Genomic DNA, 18,543 nt, shown 5'->3' with positions numbered 1-18,543 from the left:
GACCGGCGCAAGACCTGCGCGCCCGGGCTCAGTCGGTGGTGACGAAGTCGATGAGCTCCTCGACCCGGCCGATCAGCGCCGGTTCCAGGTCGGTCCAGGTGCGCACCCGGGCGAGGATCCGCTGCGCCCACACGTAGCCGGTGTCGTCCTCCCAGCCCAGGCGCCTGCAGACGCCCTCCTTCCACGGCTCGCCCTTGGGCACCGTGGGCCAGGCTCCGATGCCGACCACCTGCGGCTTGACCGCCTGCCAGATGTCGATGAAGGGGTGCCCGACGACCAGCGCGTGCGCCCCGGTGACCTGGCCGGCGATCCGCGACTCCTTGGAGCCGGTCACCAGGTGGTCGACGAGCACGCCCAGGCGGCGCCCGGAGGAGGGCCGGAACTCGCGCACGATCGCCGGCAGGTCGTCGACGCCGTGCAGCGGCTCGACGACGACGCCCTCGATCCGCAGGTCGTGGCCCCAGACCTTCTCCACCAGCTCGGCGTCGTGCTTGCCCTCGACGTAGATGCGGCCCTCGCGGGCCACCCGGGCGCGCGCGCCGACGACGTAGGTCGAGCCGGAGGCGCTGCGCTGCGGGCCCGACGGGGCGTTCTGCTTGGGGCGCACGAGCACGACCGGCCGGCCGTCGACCCAGAAGCCCGGGCCCAGCGGGTAGGCCCGCACCTTCCCGAAGCGGTCCTCGAGGTGGACGGCGTCCTTCTCGCACCGCACGACGGCACCGACGAACCCGCTGCTCGGGTCCTCGACGACGACGTCCTCGAGCGCCTCCACCTGGGGCGGCGGCTTCTTCACGGTGCGCGGGTGGACCAGGTCGTCGTACGGCGAGCGGGGAGGCACGCCGTCCAGGATGAGCAGCCCCACCCCCGAGGACGGCGGCGACGCGCCGGGGCCGGTGTCGACATGACACGCCCGGAGGCAAGGCGATCGCGGAGCGTGACCGGATTGGCCAGGCTCTCGTCGGGGATCGGTTGCGCGTCACCTTCTTGGGCCTGACCAGCACAGACGCACCGGAGACGGCGCGACGACCGTCGTCCGGCGGTGGTCGTTCCGGTCGGCCCCGGGCGTGTCGGCGGACGGGTCCTGTTTCGGCTGCCGGGTGGGGGTCACCCACCGGGGTGACCGTTGCACCCCGTGCTCAGAGAGGAGCCGCGACGACGATGATCGGTACCGAAACCATCAGCCGTGTGATCGGCAAGGACGTCTACGACCAGAGTGGCCAGAAGATCGGGTCGGCCTCGGAGGTCTACCTCGACGACGAGACCGGCCAGCCCGAGTGGGTGACCGTGCGCACCGGCCTGTTCGGCACCAAGGAGTCCTTCGTCCCCCTCCGCAACGCCGACCTGACCGACGACGGCCTGCGGGTACCGGTCAGCAAGGACGCCGTCAAGGACGCCCCGAAGATCGACACCGACGGGCACCTGTCGCCGCAGGAGGAGCAGGAGCTCTACCGGTACTACGACCTCGGTACGACCTCCGGCACGACCGGCCGGACGGACACCACCGTCGGCCACGCGGACCGTGCGGGGACGACCGCCGGGACCACCACGGGCACCGAGTCGACCACCGGCATGGCGGCCGCCGGGATGACCGACCGTGACAGGACCGACCGGGCCGGCACCGCCGGCGTCGACACCCGCGGTGCTGTGGGCCGCGACACCTCGGGCCCCACGACGGACAACGCGATGACGCGCTCGGAGGAGCAGCTGAACGTGGGCACCCGGACCGAGGAGGTCGGCCGCGCCCGGCTGCGCAAGTACGTCGTCACCGAGAACGCGACCGAGACCGTGCCGGTCTCCCGCGAGGAGGTGCGCGTCGAGCGCGAGCCGATCACCGACGCCAACATCGGCAACGCCCTCGACGGCCCCGCGATCTCCGAGGAGGAGCACGAGGTCACGCTGCGCGCCGAGCGTCCGGTCGTGGAGAAGGAGGCCGTCCCCGTCGAGCGCGTGCGCCTGGACACCGAGACGGTCACCGACACCGAGACCGTCAACGCCGACCTGCGTAAGGAGCAGATCGAGGTCGACGGCGACACCGAGCGCGGCACGGGCCGCGACCGGCGCGTCTGAGATCCCTGCCCGGCCGTGGGCCGGGCCCAGCACGGCGGTGGCCGGCCGAGACGAGTTCTCCGGCCGGCCACCTGCCGTCAGGGGGTGGGGCGCCGCCACAGAGCAGGTGCCGCACCACAGGTGGGATGCTCGGAGCGTGAGCGAGCTTGCGAGCGGACGCGGTGACCACGGCAGTGCCACGACGAGCCCCGACGGGGCCGCCGCGTGAGTGAGACCGCGCTGGAGCCGGTGTCCGACCCGCGCGGCGGGTTCGCCGGCCCCGACGACCTGGCCGAGGCCCTCCGGGGCACCGGGTACCTGCCCGACGAGGGGCTGGCCACCGCCGCGTACCTGGCGCTGGCGATGCACCGGCCGCTGTTCCTCGAGGGCGAGGCCGGCGTGGGTAAGACCGCCCTCGCCCAGGCGCTGGCCCAGGTGACCGGCCGCCCGCTCTACCGCCTGCAGTGCTACGAGGGGCTCGAGGCCAGCCAGGCGCTCTACGACTGGGACTTCGGCCGGCAGCTGCTGCACCTGCGGGCCGCGGAGGCGGCGCACGCCACAGGGGACACGGAGACGCTCGAGGCCTCCCTCTACGACCGCCGCTTCCTCCTGGCCCGCCCGCTGCTGCAGGCACTGGAGGACTCCCCGAGCGTGCTGCTGGTCGACGAGGTCGACCGCGCCGACGACGAGTTCGAGGCCTTCCTGCTGGAGGTGCTGTCGGACTTCACCATCTCGATCCCGGAGCTCGGCACGATCCGCGCGGCCACCCCGCCGCTGGTGATCCTGACCTCCAACCGCACCCGCGAGGTGCACGACGCCCTCAAGCGGCGCTGCCTGTACCACTGGCTGCAGCACCCGGACTACGACCGCGAGGTCGCGATCCTGCGCAGCCGGCTGCCGGAGGTCACCGAGCAGCTGGCCCGCGAGGTGGCCCGGGCGACGGCGACGCTGCGCACCCTCGACCTGCTCAAGCCGCCCGGCGTCGCCGAGGCCATGGACTGGGCGACCGCGCTGCACACCCTGGGCGCCCGCGCCCTCGACCCCGACACCGCCGCCCGCACGCTGGGCGCAGTCCTCAAGTACCGGGAGGACGCCGACCGCGTGCACGCGCTCGCCCGGGGGGCGCTCTTCGGTGGCGGCTGAGACAGGACCCCGTCTTCCCCACGCCTCGTCGGAGGACCCCCTGCCCCCCACCCGCTCGCACGCTCGCGGTCGGACCCTGCAGGGGACCGGGACCGGGACCGGGACCGGGACCGGGACCGGGACCGGGACCGGGACCGGGGACGGGGCCGTCCGGACCCGGCCACCCCGGGACGTCGTCGACACGGTCCTGGGCTTCGCGCGGACCCTCCGGCACGCCGGGGTGACCGCCTCCCCGGACCGGGTGGAGGCGATGCTCGCCGCCGTCGGCGCGCTCGACGTCCTCGACGCCACCGACGTGTACTGGGCCGGCCGGCTGACCCTGTGCGGCAGCCCGGACGACCTCGACCGCTACGACGCCGCGTTCGCGGCGTACTTCGGTGGCGAGGCGCCGCGGCCGAGCCGCTCGGCCGCGCAGCCCGACCGGCAGTTGGCCACGACCGCGCCGCTGGAGCCCGGCACCGGGGAGAGCGACGACGGCGAGCAGCCGCCCGAGCTGGCCGGGACGGCGAGCGGGGACGAGGTGCTGCGCCACCGCGACGTCGCCGAGATGAGCCTCGCGGAGCGGGACCACCTGCGCCGGCTGTTCGCGCTGCTGGTGCCGGCCGCCCCGATGCGCGCGTCGCGGCGGCGCCGGCCCAGCGCGCACGGCGCCGTGCACGCCTCGCGCACCGTGCGCCACGCCCTGCACGACGGCGGGGAGGTGACCCGGTTGCTGCACCGGCGGGCGCGCCCCCGCCCGCGCCGCGTCGTCCTGCTGATCGACGTCTCGGGGTCGATGAGCCCCTACGCCGACGCGCTGCTGCGATTCGCGCACGCGGCGGTCCGGGCGCACCCGGCCGCCACGGAGGTGTTCACCATCGGCACCCGGCTGACCCGCGTGACCCGGGAGCTGCGGATGCGCGACCCCGACAAGGCGCTGGCGGCCAGCGGCCACGCCATCCCCGACTGGTCCGGCGGCACCCGCCTGGGCGACGTGCTCAAGGCGTTCCTCGACCGCTGGGGGCAGCGCGGCACGGCCCGCGGTGCGGTCATCGTCGTCTGCAGCGACGGCTGGGAGCGCGGCGGCACCGAGGTGCTGGCCGAGCAGATGGCGCGGCTGCACCGGCTGGCCCACGCGGTCGTCTGGGTGAACCCGCACAAGGGCCGGGAGGGCTACGAGCCGCTCACCGGCGGCATGCAGGCGGCCCTGCCGTCGGTCGACCACTTCGTCGCCGGGCACAGCATGGCTGCGTTCGAGGAGCTCGCGGGAGTGATCTCGCGTGCGTGAGACGTTGAGCGGAGTGCCACGGTGCAGGTTTGCTGCACTCCCGGACTCCGCTCGGAGGAGAGGCAGCGATGCGTGACGTGCTCGAGGACCTGGTCGGCTGGTGGCAGGCGGGGGAGACCGTCGGGATGGGCACGGTGGTCGCCACCTGGCGCTCCGCCCCGCGGCCGGCGGGCGCGTCGATGTTGGTCGGCCCCGACGGCACCGCCGTGGGCAGCGTCTCCGGCGGCTGCGTCGAGGGTGCGGTCTACGAGGAGGCCAAGGACGTCGTCGAGTCCGGCGTCCCGACCCTGGAGCGGTACGGCGTCAGTGACGACGACGCCTTCGCCGTGGGCCTGACCTGCGGCGGCATCCTCGACGTCTTCGTGGAGCGCGTCTCCCGCGAGTCGTTCCCCGAGCTGGGGGAGGTCGCCGAGTCCGTCGCCGCGCACGAGCCGGTCGCCGTCGTCACCTGTGTCGCCGGCCCGGAGGACCGGGTCGGCAAGCGGCTGGTCATCTGGCCCGACCGCGCCTCCGGGACCCTCGGCCTGCAGCGCCTGGACGATGCCGTCGCCGCCGACGCCCGCGGCATGCTCGCCGCCGGCCGCACCGGGATGCTGCACGTCGGCCACGACGGCGAGCGCCGCGGAGACGACCTGTCGCTGTTCGTCAACTCCTTCGCCCCGGCCGCCCGGATGATCGTCTTCGGCGCGATCGACTTCGCCGCCGCCGTCGCCCGGGTGGGGGCGTTCCTCGGCTACCGGGTCACCGTCTGCGACGCCCGCCCGGTGTTCGCGACGCCCAAGCGCTTCCCCGATGCCCACGAGGTGGTCGTGGAGTGGCCGCACCGCTACCTGCAGGCCGAGGTGGACGCCGGCCGCATCGACGAGCGCACCGTGCTGTGCGTGCTCACCCACGACCCGAAGTTCGACGTCCCGCTGCTGGAGGTCGCGCTGCGCATCCCGGTGGCCTACGTCGGCGCGATGGGTTCCCGGCGGACGCACACCGAACGGCTCGAGCGGCTGGCCGAGGCGGGCCTGTCCAAGGAGGAGCTGGCCACCCTGTCCTCCCCGATCGGACTCGACCTCGGCGCCCGCACCCCGGAGGAGACGGCGATCTCCATCGCGGCGGAGATCATCGCCGGGCGGTGGGGCGGCTCCGGCGAGCGGCTGACCGGCATCGACGGCCCGATCCACCGGACCGCCGACCGCTGAGGCCCGGGAGGGGCAGAAATGGCCATTTCCGCCCCTCCCGGCCTGCCCCGGTGGTGATCACGATCAACGGGAGGGCCTCCCGGTCATAGCGGATGAGGTATACCGTTTCTGGTATGCCACCGTCGTCACGTCGCAGCCGGTTCCCGGGCCTGGACGGTCCGGCCGACCGCCGGCGGCAGCTGATCGAGGATCTGGTCCGGCTCCGCCAGGAGAGCGAGCTGAGCCAGACCGACGTCGCCGCACGCATGGGGACGTCGCAGTCGGCCGTCGCCCGGCTGGAGAGCGGTGGGCTCGACGCGCGGCTGTCCACGCTCGAGCGCTACGCGGCGGCGCTCGGCCGCACCGTCGACTGGCAGGTCCGACCGTCCGGGCCGTCCACCCGTCCCACCGCCCCGAGCGAGGAGTCCCGATGAGCCGACCCATGGGCACCTGGCCACCCGTTCCGCCCGGTCCCCCCGACCCGCCGTTCCCCCCGCGGCCGCCGGACTGGCCGCGGACCCCGTGGAGCCCGGAACCCCGCCCGCCGGCCCCGGCCCCGGCCCCGTCGTCGGCGTCCGCCACGGTCGTCGTCGACACGACGGACTGGCTCGCCGAGCGGCTGCTCCAGCAGCGCGTGGTCGTCCTCTCCGGACACCTGGACGCCGAGGTGGCCAACCGCACGGTCGCGGAGCTGGCCCTGCTCGACGCCAGCGGGGACGAACCGGTCCGGCTGCAGCTCTCCGGGGTGGGCGCCGACCTCGACGCCGCGCTCACCCTGGTGGACGCGCTCGACCTCATGGGCGTCCCCGTGCACGCCACCCTGCTGGGCACGCTCACCGGCCCGGCCGTCGCGGTCCTCGCCGTGGCCGACCGGCGGGTCGCCGGCGCGCATGCCACCGTGCACCTCTGCGAGCCGCGGGCACCCCGCGGGCTCCCGGGCCGCGAGGTGGAGGCCTGGGCGGCGGAGCACGCCCGGCAGCTGCACCGGCTGCACGAGCGGCTGGCCGAGGCGTGCCGCCGTCCGGTCGAGCAGGTCGCCGCCGACCTGCGGGCCGGAACCCTGCTCGACGTCCCCGAGGCCCGCGCCTACGGGCTGCTCGACGCCGCCGAGCCGGCCCGCTGACCGCCCTGCCGTACCGGTACGACGTCGAGGTCGTCGGGCTGCTCGCCTCCCCGGTGCACCGCTACGACGGCCGGCCCGGCGGTGCCGTCCCCCCGGTGGACGACGACCGGCGGGCGGAGATCGAGGTGCGCACCGGCTACGGCGTGGTGGGTGACCGCTACGCCGGCCGCCCGGCCCACCGCGACGCCCAGCTCACCGTGCTCGCCGTCGAGGGCCTGGAGGCGCTGGCCGCCGAGCTCGGGGTGCCGCCGTTCGACCCGCTGCTGACCCGGCGCACCGTCGTCCTGCGCGGCGCGCAGGTGGAGGCGCTGCGCGGGCAGCAGTTCGCCCTCGACAGCGGCACCGGCGCGGTGCGGCTGCGCGGCGGCCGGCCGGCGAACCCGTGCGCGTGGATGGACGTCGTCCTCGCACCTGGGGCGCACCGCGGGCTGCGGGGGCGGGGCGGGGTGCGCTGCGCCGCGCTGTCCGACGGCGTGCTGCGGCTCGGGCCCGCCGTCCTCACCTCCGCCGTCCCGCTGGACCCCGCCCGGGCGGGCGACGCCGTGACGCTGGCCCCGCGACCGCGCTGAGCGAAGTCGAGGGTCAGCCCAGGACCGTGCGCACCGCCTCCGGCGCCTGGGTGGGCCGGTGCAGCGGGGCCACCCGGCCGTCGCCCGTGGCGGCGAGCGCGGCGCAGTTGGCCACCGACTCCGGCTCGTCGGACAGCGAGAGCACGTGCAGGTGCGCGCCGGCACGGGCGAGCGCCGCCGCGGCGGGCAGCGGGTCGGGGCTGTCGGTCGGCATGCCGTCGGACAGCAGCAGCACGTCGCGGGCGGCCGCGCGGGACCGGGCCAGCTGGACCGCGGCGGTGCGCAGCCCCAGGTCGAGGTCGGTCGTCCCGCCGCCGTCGAGGTCGAACAGCCGGTCGATGACGACGTCGGTGCGCGGGTCGGTCGACAGCGGCCGCAGCACCACCGCCTGCGACCAGAACGCCACCACGGCCAGCTCGTCTCCCGGCCGCATCCGCTGGGCCAGCGCCGAGGCGGTGAGGACGGCGACCGACAGCTCGTCGCCGGCCACCGACCCGGAGGCGTCGACGAGCAGCACGCAGGCCCGGCCGGTCGAGCGCCAGCCGCGGGTGTGCAGGTGCTCGGCCCGCCAGTGCGGCTCCGCGCCGCGGGCGGCCAGGGTGGCGTCGAGGTCGATGTCGCTGCCGGTGTCGTCGCGGCGGGTCACCACGCGGCGGGTGCCGGAGCGGTCGGGGACGCCGGCCCGCGGGGTGCCCACCGGCAGCCGGCAGGCCAGCGCCCGCGCGGCCGCCCGCAGCCCGGGGTCGAAGGCCCGGCCCATGGCGGTGAGCAGCCGGTTGGCGGCGTCGGGGTCGCGCGCGGTGAGGTCGGCCATCGCCTCCTCGTCCAGCTCACCGAGCTGCGGGGAGACCTGCTGGAAGTCCGGGTGCGCCCGGGCGAGCTCGTCGCGGCCGGCCTTGCGGGCGGCGTGCTGCTTGAGCATCTGCTCGACGTCATCGGCGTCCTCCACCGGCGCGGGCTGCGGCGGGCGGCGGCCGGGCGGGTCCTGGAGGCCGCCCGGACCGGGCGGGGGCGGCGGAGGCGGCGGTGGCTCGGCCTCGTCGGCGGGGGCGCCCGACTCCTCGGGCGTCAGGCTTTTCCCAGCTCCTCACCCGCCCGGTGCCAGATGTCGGCGACGACGTCCTCCACGGGGCGGGCCGTGCCGTCGGCGAGGGTGACCTTGCCGGTGAGGGCGGCCAGCGCGGCGTCGACGCCGGTGCTCTCATCGATCGGGTCGTCGGAGGTGGCCGTCTGCCCGCGGACGGTCGCCAGCTCCAGCGCGATGAGCACGGTGTCGATGGCGCCGCGCACCGAGGAGCCGATCCGCAGCTCGGGGTGGTCGCGGGTGATCCGGACGGTCCGCACCGCCTGGGCGACGAGCGCCTCGGGGCCGCCGGTGGCCGTCGCGACGACGGACAGCTCGGCCTCCTCGTCCTGGTAGCCCATGGCGACCCGGCAGGAGCGGTCGTAGAGCGCGGGGGTGACCCGGGCGGTGCCGACGGCGTCGAACGGGTTCATCGCCGCGACCAGCCGGAACGTGGGACGGGCGCTCACCCGGCCGAACCGCGGCACGTGCATCTCGCGCTCGGACAGGACGCCGAGGAGGACGTTCATCGTCTCCTCGGGCACCCGGTTGAACTCCTCGACGTAGAGGATCGCGCCGTCGGTCATCGCCCGGGTGAGCGGGCCGGGCACGAAGTTCTCGGCGCGGTAGTCCTCGGTGAGCACCCGTGAGGCGTCGTGGTGGCCGACCAGCCGGGTGGGGGTGAGCTCGGCGTTGCCCTCCACCAGCACCAGGGGCACGCCCGCGCCGTCGGCCAGGGAGCGCAGCAGCGTCGTCTTGCCGGTGCCGGGCGGGCCCTCCAGGAGGACGTTGCGGCCGGCCGACAGGGCGGCGGCCACGACCTCGGCCTCGCGGATGCGGGCGACGACCCGCTCACGGGCGACCCGGACCATGCCGGTGACGTCGAGCCGCCGGGCGGTGGTGGTGCTCACGGTTCTCCTTCGGGTGGGGGACGCGCGACCGGGGCGCCCCCGCAGAGAGGGGGACGCCCCGGCCCCGGTGACGTGCTGGAACGGCCACCCTTCAGGGACCCGCGCCGAGCCTGCGAGGCGCGGGGGGAAGGGTGGTCCTTCCTCAGTCGTAGATGATGACGCCGCGGATGTTCTTGCCGGCCTTCATGTCCTCGTAGCCCTGGTTGACGTCGTCGAGCTTGTAGCGGTTGGTGATCAGCTCGTCGAGCTTGATCTGGCCCTCCTGGTAGAGCCGCAGCATCTTGAGCATGTCGGCGCTGGGGTTCTGGTCGCCGAACAGCGCGCCGCGGATCTCCTTGGTGAACAGCGCGAGCATGCTGGGGTTGATCGGGATCCCCACGTCGGTGAGGTCTCCGAGACCGGTGATGACGACCCGCCCGCCCTTGCCGAGCGCCTCGACACCCTGGGCGACGTGCTCGCCCTTCAGGATGCCGACGGTGATCAGCACCTTGTCCGCGCCCTGGCCGTTGGTGACGCTGCGGCCGAACTCGGCGGCCTCCTCGATGCTCTCGAAGGCGTGGGTGGCGCCGAGCTCCATCGCCTTCTCGCGCTTGAAGGCGACCGGGTCGACGGCGATGACGTGGCTCGCCCCGGCGTTCGAGGCGCCCTGCACCGCGTTGATGCCGATGCCGCCGATCCCCATGACGATGACCGTGTCGCCGGCCTTGACCTCGCCGGCCTGGACCGCCGTGCCCCAGCCGGTGCCGACGCCGCAGCCGACGAGGCAGGCGACGTCCAGCGGGATGTCGTCGGGGATCTTCACCGTCGAGCGGACGTCGACCGTGGTCACCTCGGCGAAGGTGCCCAGGCCGCACATCTGGCCGACCGGCGTGCCATCGGAGGTCTGGAAGCGGAAGCTCTCCGCGTCGTCCCACCGCGAGCCGACGAGCAGGTTGGCGCCGGAGTCGCAGATGTACTGCTGACCGTTGGCGCAGTAGCGACAGCGGCCGCAGCCGGGCAGGAACGAGAAGACGACGTGGTCGCCCTCCTTGAAGCCCGGGGTGCCGGGGCCGACCGCCGTGACGACGCCGGCGCCCTCGTGGCCGCCGAGGAACGGGTAGTGGCCGACCGTCATGTCGCCGGTGGCGATGTGGTCGTCCGAGTGGCACAGACCGGACGCCGCCAACTTGACCTGGAGTTCGCCCTGGCGCGGGTCGTCCGCGACCAGGTCGGTGACCTCCCACTTGCCGGGAGCTGAGCGCAGGATCGCGCCGCGGGTGTTCACGGGCACAGTGACCTCCTCGTCGCCCTCGCCGTCGAGGGCTGCTTGCATGCAGGGTGCATGACCGTGACCGGCACGTTATGACGTGCCTCACACCAGGGGAAGCGATGTGCAACATTGCCGCTACCCCGGCTTCCGCTCACTGGGAGACTGGAGCCGTGTCAGGGGCGCCGGTGGTCGTCGTCGGCGCCGGGCCGGTGGGGCTCACCGCGGCCCTGCTGATGGCCCGCCGCGGGCTGTCCGTGCTGGTCCTCGAGCGGCAGCCGGCTCCCTACGCCCGGCCGCGCGCGGTGCACCTGGACGACGAGGCGTTGCGGGCGCTGGCCGACGCCGGGGTCGCCGAGGCGTTCCTGCGGGCGAGCCGGCCGATGAGCGGGCTGCGGCTGCTGGACGGCCGGTTGCGCACCCTCGCCGAGTTCCGCCGCTCGCCGTCCGCCGGCGCGCACGGCTGGCCGCAGGGGTCGATGTTCCACCAGCCCGACCTGGAGGCGGCGCTGCTGGCCGCCGTGGCGGCGGCGCCGGGCATCGGCCTGCGGACCGGCGTCGAGGTGGTGGGGCTGGCCCGAGACGGCGGGGTCACCGTGCGGCCGTCGGGCGGCGGCGAGCCGTCGGACCTGCCCGCGGCCGCGGTGCTCGGCTGCGACGGCGCGAACAGCACGGTGCGCGGGCTCATCGGGGCCGCCATGACCGACCTCGGGCGCCCCGACCGCTGGCTGGTCGCCGACCTCCGCTCGGCCGCGCCGCTGCCGGTCTGGAACGGGGTGCACCAGGTCTGCGACCCGCACCGGCCCGCGACGTTCATGCCGGTCGCCGGGGACCGCTACCGCTGGGAGTTCCGGCTGCGGCCGGGGGAGAGCCGCGAGGCGCTGGCCGAGGCGCTCCCGGCGCTGCTGGCCCCCGCCGGTGCGGACGGCGCGGAGGTGGTGCGCGTCGCGGAGTACGTGTACCGGGCGCAGGTCGCCGACCGCTGGCGGGCGGGCCGGGTGCTGCTGGCCGGGGACGCCGCCCACCTCACCCCGCCGTTCATCGGCCAGGGGCTGGGGCTCGGGCTGCGCGACGTCCACCAGCTGGCCTGGAAGCTGGCCGCGGTGCTCACCGGCGCGGCCGACGACCGCCTGCTCGACACCCACCAGGCCGAGCGCGCACCGCACGCCCGGGCGCTGGTGCGCCTGGCGCTCCTGGTCGGCCGGCTCATGACCGGCGGCGGCGTCGGCGGGGCGGTGCTGCGGCGGGCGCTGCTGGCCGCCGTCGGCCGGGTCCCGGCGGTCGCGGCGTTCGCCACCGACAGCCGGACGCCGCCGCTGCGCCCGGGCCCGCTCGTGGTGCGCCGCGGCCGGGCCGGACGGCGGCTGGCCGGCACCCTGCTGCCCCGCGCCCCGGTGGCGGCCGGCGGGCGGCGGTGCCCGGTGGACGACGTGCTCGGCCACGGGGCGGCGCGGCTGCGGCTGCTCGCGCCGGGGCGGGTGGCGGTGCGGCCGGCGGGCGGTGCGGAGGTCGCGGTGGCCGATGTCGACGGCGTCCTCACCGCCTGGCTGCGCGGTGCGCGGGCGACCACCGTCGTCGTCCGGCCCGACCGGATCGTCGCGTCGGCCCGCTGACGACCGCCCCGACGACGGCCGGTGGCAGGGGGCGGCGGTGGTCTGGGCATGCTGTCGCGGTGAGCTACGACGTCGAGGCCGTCCGTGCCTGCTTCCCCGCCCTGCGTGCCGGCGCCGCGCACTTCGACGGGCCGGGCGGCTCGCAGGTCCCCGAGTCGGTCGCCGCGGCGGTCGCGGCCACCCTGACCGCGCCGATCGCCAACCGCGGCCGGGTGACGCAGGCCGAGCGGAACGCCGACGACGTCGTCCTCGCGGCGCGCCGGGCGGTGGCCGACCTGGTCGCCGGCGACCCCGGCGGGGTCGTCTTCGGCCGCAGCGCCACCCAGCTGACCTACGACCTCTCCCGCGTGCTGTCGGCCGGGTGGGGCCCGGGCGACGAGGTGGTGGTGACCCGGCTGGACCACGACGCCAACGTCCGGCCGTGGGTGCAGGCCGCCGCAGCCCGCGGGGCGACGGTCCGCTGGGCCGGGTTCGACCCGGCCACCGGTGAGCTCGCGCCCGAGGCCGTCGCCGCCGTCCTCTCCGAGCGCACCCGGCTGGTCGCGGTCACCGGGGCGTCCAACCTCATCGGCACCCGGCCCGACCTCGCCACGATCACCGCGCAGGCCCACGACGCCGGAGCGCTCACGTACGTCGACGGCGTGCACCTCACCGCGCACGCCGCGGTCGACGTCGCCGCGCTCGGTGCCGACCTCTACGCCTGCTCGCCCTACAAGTTCCTCGGCCCGCACTGCGGCTGCGTCGTCGCCGCACCCGCGTTGCTGGAGACGTTGCGACCGGACAAGCTGCTGCCCTCCACCGACGCCGTCCCGGAGCGGTTCGAGCTGGGCACGCTGCCCTACGAGCTGCTCGCCGGCACCACCGCGGCGGTGGACTTCCTGGCCGGCCTCGGCGGTCCGGAGGGGGACCGGCGGGCGCGGCTCGAGGTCGGGATGGCCGCGGTGGAGGAGCACGAGGACCGGCTGCGGGAGCGCATCGAGGACGGCGTCCGCGCCCTGCCCGGTGTCACGGTGTGGTCGCGGGCGCGGCGGCGCACGCCCACCCTGCTGATGACCTTCGAGGGGCGGGACGCCGCCGACGGGTACCGTTTCCTCGCCGAGCGCGGGGTCAACGCCCCCGCGGGCTCGTTCTACGCCATCGAGGCGTCCCGGTGGCTGGGGCTCGGCGACGCCGGGGGCCTGCGGGTGGGGCTGGCGCCCTACAACGACGACGCGGACGTCGACCGCCTGCTGGCCGGCCTGGGGGAGTGGCTCGCCGCCTGAGCGGACCCGTGGTCCCGCTGCCACGACCTCACGCACGAGGGCCATGACATGACGACCCGGTTCTGGGTGGGGGCCACCCCCGGTGACGGGCAGCTCGGCTGCTCGTCACCGACGGGGCGTCAGGCGGTGCGCAGGGTGGGGAAGCCGGCGGCGAGCTGGTCGAAGGCGGCGTGCAGGTCGTCGCCGAGGGACGTCGTCCCGCCGGCCAGCCACACCTCGAACGCCGTCGTCGCCGCCGCCCGCGTGGTGGTGGCCACCAGGCGCGGGAGCAGCGCGTCGGGCCGCTCCCCGCTGCGCCGGGCGACGTACTCGGCGACCACCCGGTCGACGTCGGCGTACCGCACCTGCGAGTGCGCCTGCAGCGCCGGCTCGCCCAGGATGAGCGCCATCCGCTGGCGCAGCATCGGCAGGTCGGCCGCCGAGTAGTCGTTGACCTCGACGTAGGCCGCGCAGATGGAGGCGAGGACCGGCTGGTCTGGCCGCGCCGCCCCGAGCAGCTGCTCGAGCCGCTCCACGTGGGAGGCGAAGTCGCCCCACACCGCGTCGGCCTTGGTGGCGAAGTAGCGGAAGAACGTGCGGCGGCTGATGCCGGCGGCGTCGGCGATCTCGTCGGTGGTGACCTGCTCGAACCCGGTGCGGGCGAACAGCTCGAGGGCGGCCTGCTCGATCCGGGCACGGGTGTCCGCGCGCGCGTCGGGCAGCAGGGTGGTCACGGGTACATCTTGGGCCACGGGAGCGACCGTCCGGGCGGTCTGCGCGCCGCGTCCCCCGGACGGGGCCTCCGGGGTGCGTGCCGGCCGGTTGCACGGCGCTGACCTGCGCGGCGTGTCCGCCCCCCGGTGTTGCCGGTGGCACTGGGTGTCACTAACGTCCACCCCACGTTGGTAATCCCGATCACAGGAGGCGCCATGCCCGAGACCACCGACACCCAGGCCACCGAGGCCCCGGCTGCCGAGGAGACCCTGGTCGAGGAGTCGCTCGTCGAGGAGGTCTCCATCGACGGCATGTGCGGGGTGTACTGATCGACGCCCCCGTCGCGGCGCCGGCTGAGCCGATGAGCGACGCCGGCGCCGCTCCACCTCCGGGCTCCGGCGCTCCCGGGCCCGCCTTCGACCCGTCGCTGCCCTGGCGGCGGGCCCGCTCGGTGGCGCTCCGCCCCGAGCCGTTCGGTGCGCTGGTCTACCACTTCGGCAACCGGAAGCTGTCGTTCCTGAAGTCGAAGACGCTGGTCACCGTCGTCGAGACGCTGGCCGAGCACCCCAGCGCCCTGGCCACCCTCGTCGCGTGCGGGGTCCCCGAGGCCCAGCGGGCCGCCTACGTCAAGGCGCTGGCCGACCTCGCACGTTCGCAGATGATCGAACTCCGGGAGAGTTCCACATGAGCACCCGACGACGTTGCTCCGCTCCGCTCCACGACGCCGCGGGGGACCCGCGGTGACGGCCGTCCTGCCGCCCCGCACGCCCGCGCCCGAGCGCCCCGTCGGCGGGCGCCTGATCGACCAGTTCGAGTACGGGCTGGACGCGCCGATCTGCCTGACGTGGGAACTCACCTACGCCTGCAACCTGGCGTGCGCGCACTGCCTGTCCTCCTCGGGACGGCGGGACCCGCGCGAGCTGTCCACCGCCGAGGCCGAGGCGGTCATCGACGAGCTGCAGCGCATGCAGGTCTTCTACGTCAACGTCGGCGGCGGCGAGCCCACGGTCCGCCCGGACTTCTGGCACCTGCTCGACTACGCCATCGGCCACGACGTCGGCGTCAAGTTCTCCACCAACGGCGTGAAGCTGGACAAGACCCGCGCCGCGCAGCTGGCCCGCACCGACTACGTCGACGTGCAGATCTCCCTCGACGGCGCGACCGCCGAGGTCAACGACCGGGTCCGCGGCACCGGCTCGTACGCCACCGCCATCCGGGCCCTGGAGAACCTGGCCGAGGCCGGGATGAAGGACTTCAAGGTCTCCGTCGTCGTCACCCGCGAGAACGCCGGGCAGCTCGACGCGTTCAAGGCGCTGACCGACTCCTTCGGCGCCCAGCTGCGGATCACCCGGCTGCGCCCGTCCGGCCGGGGCGCCGACGTCTGGGACGAGCTGCACCCGACCCAGCAGCAGCAGAAGGACCTCTACTCCTGGCTGCTGACCAACGGCGACAACGTCCTGACCGGTGACTCCTTCTTCCACCTGTCGGCGTTCGGCGAGGCCCTGCCCGGGCTGAACCTGTGCGGCGCGGGCCGGGTCGTCTGCCTGATCGACCCGGTGGGTGACGTCTACGCCTGCCCGTTCGCCATCCACGAGAACTTCCTCGCCGGCAACGTCCGCGACGAGGGCGGCTTCCAGCGGGTGTGGCAGCAGTCGGAGCTCTTCGCCGAGCTGCGCAGCCCGCAGACCGGCGGCGCCTGCACCAAGTGCGCCCACTTCGACGCCTGCCGGGGCGGCTGCATGGCGGCCAAGTTCTTCACCGGCCTGCCGCTGGACGGCCCGGACCCGGAGTGCGTGCAGGGCTACGGCGAGAGCGCCCTGGCCGCCCGCGACCTCGACCTGGTCACGCCGAAGAGCCACATCGACCACTCGCACAAGGGGCCGGTCCGCGGCCAGCCCACGCTGCTGGGCATGCCCAGCATCCCGGCGAAGATCTGCGACGAGTCCCCCCTGGCCGGGCTCGACCTGCGCTGAGGCTGCTCGAGCCGCTGGTCCTGGCGGGCCGGACGGCGCCCTCCCGGGTGCTGTTCGGCCCGCACGAGACCAACCTCGGCCACGGCCGGTCGCTGTCGGAGCGGCACGTCGCCTACTACGCCCGCCGCGCCGTGGGCGGCTGCGGGATCGTGGTCACCGAGACCGCGTCGGTGCACGAGTCGGACCACCCCTACGAGCGCGCGCCGCTGGCCGCCGACTGTGGCCCGGGCTGGGCCGACGTCGTCGCCGCGTGCCGGCCCTCCGGTGCGCTCGTGCTCGCCTCGCTGGGGCACACCGGGGCGCAGGGGACCAGCGCGCACACCCGGGCGGCGCTGTGGGGGCCGTCGGCGGTGCCGGACGTCGTCACCCGCGAGGTGCCCGCGGAGATGGCGCCGGCCGAGATCGCCGCGCTCGTCGCCGGGTTCCGGGCCGCGACCCGCACCGCGGTGGCCGCCGACCTCGACGGGGTGGAGGTCGACGCCGGCCCACGGGCGCTGCTGCGCCAGTTCGCCTCCGGCCTCACCAACACCCGCACCGACGTCCACGGCACCGACCGGCTGCGGCTGCTGCGCGAGGTGCTGGCCGCCGTCCGCGCGGACCTGGGGTCCGGCCGGGTGCTGGCGCTGCGGCTGTCCTGCGACGAGCAGGCACCGTGGGCCGGGATCACCCCGGCGTCCGCGGTCACCGCCGTGGCCGAGCTGGCCCCGCTGGTGGACCTGCTGGTCGTGGTCCGCGGCAGCGGCCTGGCCGCCTCGGCGTACCGGCCCGACGGGCACACCGCGCCCGGCTCCAACCGCGAGCTCACCGCGGCGGTACGGGCGGCGGCCGGCGGGACGCCGGTGGTGCTGCAGGGCTCGGTGGTGGACGTCGCCGCCGCGGAGGCCGCCCTCGCCGGAGGTGTCGCCGACGCGGCGGAGATGACCCGCGCCCAGATCGCCGACGCCGACCTGGTGGCCAGGACCCGGGCCGGCGTCCCGGTGCGCCCGTGCACGCTGTGCAACCAGGCCTGCCAGGTGCTCGACGTCCGCAACCCGCCGGTCAGCTGCGTGGCCGACCCCCGCAGCGGCCACGAGACCGGGGAGCCGGCGGGCGTCCCCGCCGGCGCCGGGCGGCGGGTGACCGTCGTCGGCGGGGGCCCGGCCGGGCTGGAGGCCGCCCGCGTGCTGGCCGGGGCGGGTGCCGACGTCCGGCTCGTCGAGCGCTCCGGCCGGCTCGGGGGCGGGCTGCGGCTGGTCGCCGCGCTGCCCGGGCGCGCGCGCTTCGCCGACCTCGCCGACTGGCTGGAGGGGGAGGTGCGGCGGCTCGGGGTGCGTGTCGAGCTGGGTGTCACGGCGGACGACGGCGACGTCGTCGCCACCGGGGCCCGGCCCCGCCCGCCGGGGTTCGACGTCGCCGACGACGCGTGGCTGCTCCTGGCCGCGGACGTGCTGGCCGGCACCGACCCACCGCCGGGGCCCGTGGTCGTGCACGATCCCGCCGGCGGGCCGGCCGGCACGGGGGTGGCGGAGCTGCTCGCCGCGGCCGGTCGCGAGGTCACCGTGGTCACGCCGGACGAGGTCGTCGGCGTGCGGCTGGCCGGTGACCTCGCGCCGGCCAACACGCGCCTGCTGCGCGCTGGGGTCCGGCGCGAGACCGGGTGCGTCCTCCGCGCCGCCGGTGGCGGCGTCGCGGTGCTCGCCGACCGCTGGACCGGCGCCGAGCGCCGGGTGCCCTGCGCGGTCGTGGTGGACGCCGCACCGCCGCTGCCCGGGACGGCGCCGGACGCGACGGTCCCCGCCGGGGACGTCGTCGCGCCGCGCACCGTGCTCGAGGCCGTGCTCGAGGGCCGGCGCGCGGCGCGGGCGGTGCTGGAGGGGTGGCCGGGGGAGCGGCGGCCGGAGGAGCCGCGGCCGCCGGTGGCCTAGAGGTCGACCTTGTGGCTCTCGCCGGCCTCCATGCGCTCCCCGGTGGCCTTGGCCTTCACGAAGCTGAAGGCGGTCGCCAGGCGGCCACCCGGGGTGTCCCAGTACTCCGCCGAGTCGGCGTCGACCTTGATCAGCACGGCGGAGGGGTCCTCGGGACCCTGCGGCAGCCAGGCCTCGACCCCGCTGTTCCACAGCTCCTTCTTCTTCGCCACGTCGTCCACGACCGAGGCGTGCCCGGTGAGCGACACCCAGGTGCCTCCGGACCCCACGCCGACGTTGACCTGCGGGGAGGTGGCGATGTGGGTCAGCCAGTCGCTGCCGCGCTCGGCGAAGAACCACAGGTCGCCGTCGAACTCGACCTCCTGCAGCGTCATGGGGCGGCTGGTCAGTTTCCCCTCGGGGGCGACGGTGGTGAGGAAGGCGAACCGCTCCCCCTTGATCAGCTCGGCGACCTTGCGGGTGTCCTCGGTGGTCATGGCGTCCTCTCGTCGGGCGGGAACGGGTGTCCCTCCCTCCCTGCCCCGCCGGGGGCGCGCCGACACCGGACGTCGCGGACGCCGT

The 18,543-nt window shown here is 75.7% G+C and carries 19 protein-coding genes; 13 read left to right on the top strand and 6 right to left on the bottom strand.

Features of this window, described 5'->3' with window-relative positions; translation table 11 throughout:
• Window positions 1-28: 28 nt before the first annotated feature.
• On the bottom strand, window positions 29-862 hold the full coding sequence (locus tag CRP39_RS25280) for a DUF3097 domain-containing protein (protein ID WP_245854109.1): 834 nt from the start codon (window positions 860-862) through the stop codon (window positions 29-31).
• Between the two features lie 296 nt (window positions 863-1,158).
• On the opposite strand from CRP39_RS25280, the gene CRP39_RS25275 reads away from it, so the two are divergent.
• The 7 genes from CRP39_RS25275 to CRP39_RS25245 all read left to right on the top strand — a co-directional run bounded on the left by CRP39_RS25275 (window position 1,159) and on the right by CRP39_RS25245 (window position 7,317).
• Window positions 1,159-2,067 carry a DUF2382 domain-containing protein gene (locus CRP39_RS25275; RefSeq protein ID WP_097209158.1) on the top strand — a complete coding sequence of 303 codons (909 nt, stop codon included), beginning with the start codon at window positions 1,159-1,161 and terminating at the stop codon, window positions 2,065-2,067.
• 204 nt (window positions 2,068-2,271) lie between these two features.
• Window positions 2,272-3,189 carry an AAA family ATPase gene (locus CRP39_RS25270; RefSeq protein WP_097209157.1) on the top strand — a complete coding sequence of 306 codons (918 nt, stop codon included), beginning with the start codon at window positions 2,272-2,274 and terminating at the stop codon, window positions 3,187-3,189.
• 220 nt (window positions 3,190-3,409) lie between these two features.
• Window positions 3,410-4,456 (top strand): vWA domain-containing protein, encoded by a 1,047-nt coding sequence (locus tag CRP39_RS25265; RefSeq protein ID WP_245854108.1) that lies wholly within the window; start codon window positions 3,410-3,412, stop codon window positions 4,454-4,456.
• A 68-nt stretch (window positions 4,457-4,524) separates the two neighbouring features.
• On the top strand, window positions 4,525-5,646 hold the full coding sequence (locus tag CRP39_RS25260) for an XdhC family protein (RefSeq protein ID WP_097209156.1): 1,122 nt from the start codon (window positions 4,525-4,527) through the stop codon (window positions 5,644-5,646).
• Between the two features lie 113 nt (window positions 5,647-5,759).
• A complete protein-coding gene (locus tag CRP39_RS25255) occupies window positions 5,760-6,059 on the top strand; it encodes a helix-turn-helix domain-containing protein (RefSeq protein WP_097209155.1) in 300 nt (99 codons plus the stop codon).
• A complete protein-coding gene (locus CRP39_RS25250; protein WP_216359922.1) occupies window positions 6,056-6,748 on the top strand; it encodes a ClpP family protease in 693 nt (230 codons plus the stop codon). The genes CRP39_RS25255 and CRP39_RS25250 overlap by 4 nt, the downstream gene beginning before the upstream one ends.
• A gap of 95 nt (window positions 6,749-6,843) precedes the next feature.
• Window positions 6,844-7,317 (top strand): MOSC domain-containing protein, encoded by a 474-nt coding sequence (locus tag CRP39_RS25245; protein ID WP_245854107.1) that lies wholly within the window; start codon window positions 6,844-6,846, stop codon window positions 7,315-7,317.
• Between the two features lie 13 nt (window positions 7,318-7,330).
• On the opposite strand, the gene CRP39_RS25240 is transcribed toward CRP39_RS25245, so the two are convergent.
• The 3 genes from CRP39_RS25240 to CRP39_RS25230 all read right to left on the bottom strand — a co-directional run bounded on the left by CRP39_RS25240 (window position 7,331) and on the right by CRP39_RS25230 (window position 10,561).
• Window positions 7,331-8,266: a vWA domain-containing protein gene (locus CRP39_RS25240; RefSeq protein WP_245854106.1), complete on the bottom strand. Its 936-nt coding sequence runs from the start codon at window positions 8,264-8,266 to the stop codon at window positions 7,331-7,333.
• A gap of 119 nt (window positions 8,267-8,385) precedes the next feature.
• Window positions 8,386-9,291: an AAA family ATPase gene (locus CRP39_RS25235; protein ID WP_245854105.1), complete on the bottom strand. Its 906-nt coding sequence runs from the start codon at window positions 9,289-9,291 to the stop codon at window positions 8,386-8,388.
• Window positions 9,292-9,433: 142 nt separating this feature from the next.
• On the bottom strand, window positions 9,434-10,561 hold the full coding sequence (locus CRP39_RS25230; protein WP_097209153.1) for an NDMA-dependent alcohol dehydrogenase: 1,128 nt from the start codon (window positions 10,559-10,561) through the stop codon (window positions 9,434-9,436).
• 149 nt (window positions 10,562-10,710) lie between these two features.
• Here CRP39_RS25230 and CRP39_RS25225 point away from each other — a divergent pair, with 149 nt between their 5' ends.
• Window positions 10,711-12,150 carry a bifunctional 3-(3-hydroxy-phenyl)propionate/3-hydroxycinnamic acid hydroxylase gene (locus CRP39_RS25225; protein ID WP_097209152.1) on the top strand — a complete coding sequence of 480 codons (1,440 nt, stop codon included), beginning with the start codon at window positions 10,711-10,713 and terminating at the stop codon, window positions 12,148-12,150.
• A gap of 59 nt (window positions 12,151-12,209) precedes the next feature.
• Window positions 12,210-13,412 (top strand): cysteine desulfurase-like protein, encoded by a 1,203-nt coding sequence (locus CRP39_RS25220; RefSeq protein WP_097209151.1) that lies wholly within the window; start codon window positions 12,210-12,212, stop codon window positions 13,410-13,412.
• A gap of 119 nt (window positions 13,413-13,531) precedes the next feature.
• Here CRP39_RS25220 and mftR read toward each other — a convergent pair whose 3' ends face one another.
• Complete coding sequence (mftR, locus tag CRP39_RS25215; RefSeq protein ID WP_172442632.1) at window positions 13,532-14,125, bottom strand: mycofactocin system transcriptional regulator; 594 nt, start codon at window positions 14,123-14,125, stop codon at window positions 13,532-13,534.
• Window positions 14,126-14,320: 195 nt separating this feature from the next.
• Between mftR and mftA the strand changes: the two genes are divergently transcribed.
• Genes mftA through CRP39_RS25195 form a run of 4 tightly spaced genes read left to right on the top strand, consistent with a single transcriptional unit; the run spans window position 14,321 to window position 17,982 of the window.
• Window positions 14,321-14,434 carry a mycofactocin precursor MftA gene (gene mftA / locus CRP39_RS25210; RefSeq protein WP_097209150.1) on the top strand — a complete coding sequence of 38 codons (114 nt, stop codon included), beginning with the start codon at window positions 14,321-14,323 and terminating at the stop codon, window positions 14,432-14,434.
• Between the two features lie 32 nt (window positions 14,435-14,466).
• Entirely contained in the window at window positions 14,467-14,793 is a 327-nt protein-coding gene (gene mftB, locus CRP39_RS25205) for a mycofactocin biosynthesis chaperone MftB (protein ID WP_097209189.1), read from the top strand.
• Window positions 14,794-14,845: 52 nt separating this feature from the next.
• The gene (mftC, locus tag CRP39_RS25200) at window positions 14,846-16,078 is read left to right on the top strand and encodes a mycofactocin radical SAM maturase (RefSeq protein ID WP_097209149.1); all 1,233 of its coding nucleotides are present in this window, start codon (window positions 14,846-14,848) and stop codon (window positions 16,076-16,078) included.
• The gene (locus tag CRP39_RS25195; RefSeq protein WP_342744249.1) at window positions 16,039-17,982 is read left to right on the top strand and encodes a mycofactocin system FadH/OYE family oxidoreductase 1; all 1,944 of its coding nucleotides are present in this window, start codon (window positions 16,039-16,041) and stop codon (window positions 17,980-17,982) included. Before mftC ends, CRP39_RS25195 begins: the two co-directional genes overlap by 40 nt.
• Here CRP39_RS25195 and CRP39_RS25190 read toward each other — a convergent pair.
• Window positions 17,979-18,458, bottom strand: coding sequence for a pyridoxamine 5'-phosphate oxidase family protein (locus tag CRP39_RS25190; protein ID WP_097209148.1), 480 nt, complete (start codon window positions 18,456-18,458; stop codon window positions 17,979-17,981). The genes CRP39_RS25195 and CRP39_RS25190 overlap by 4 nt on opposite strands.
• Window positions 18,459-18,543: the final 85 nt, after the last annotated feature.

It is taken from the genome of Geodermatophilus sabuli (assembly GCF_900215145.1).
In the GTDB taxonomy this organism is placed as follows: domain Bacteria; phylum Actinomycetota; class Actinomycetes; order Mycobacteriales; family Geodermatophilaceae; genus Geodermatophilus; species Geodermatophilus sabuli.
This window is presented reverse-complemented; position numbering and strand designations above follow the sequence as displayed.

Bases quoted from the DNA above. Each gene is read 5' to 3' on its own strand.
- CRP39_RS25275 (WP_097209158.1), top strand. From the start codon at position 1,159: ATGATCGGTACCGAAACCATCAGCCGTGTGATCGGCAAGGACGTCTAC.
- mftA (WP_097209150.1), top strand. From the start codon at position 14,321: ATGCCCGAGACCACCGACACCCAGGCCACCGAGGCCCCGGCTGCCGAG.
- mftB (WP_097209189.1), top strand. From the start codon at position 14,467: ATGAGCGACGCCGGCGCCGCTCCACCTCCGGGCTCCGGCGCTCCCGGG.
- CRP39_RS25190 (WP_097209148.1), bottom strand. From the start codon at position 18,458: ATGACCACCGAGGACACCCGCAAGGTCGCCGAGCTGATCAAGGGGGAG.
- CRP39_RS25250 (WP_216359922.1), top strand. From the start codon at position 6,056: ATGAGCCGACCCATGGGCACCTGGCCACCCGTTCCGCCCGGTCCCCCC.
- CRP39_RS25255 (WP_097209155.1), top strand. From the start codon at position 5,760: ATGCCACCGTCGTCACGTCGCAGCCGGTTCCCGGGCCTGGACGGTCCG.
- CRP39_RS25260 (WP_097209156.1), top strand. From the start codon at position 4,525: ATGCGTGACGTGCTCGAGGACCTGGTCGGCTGGTGGCAGGCGGGGGAG.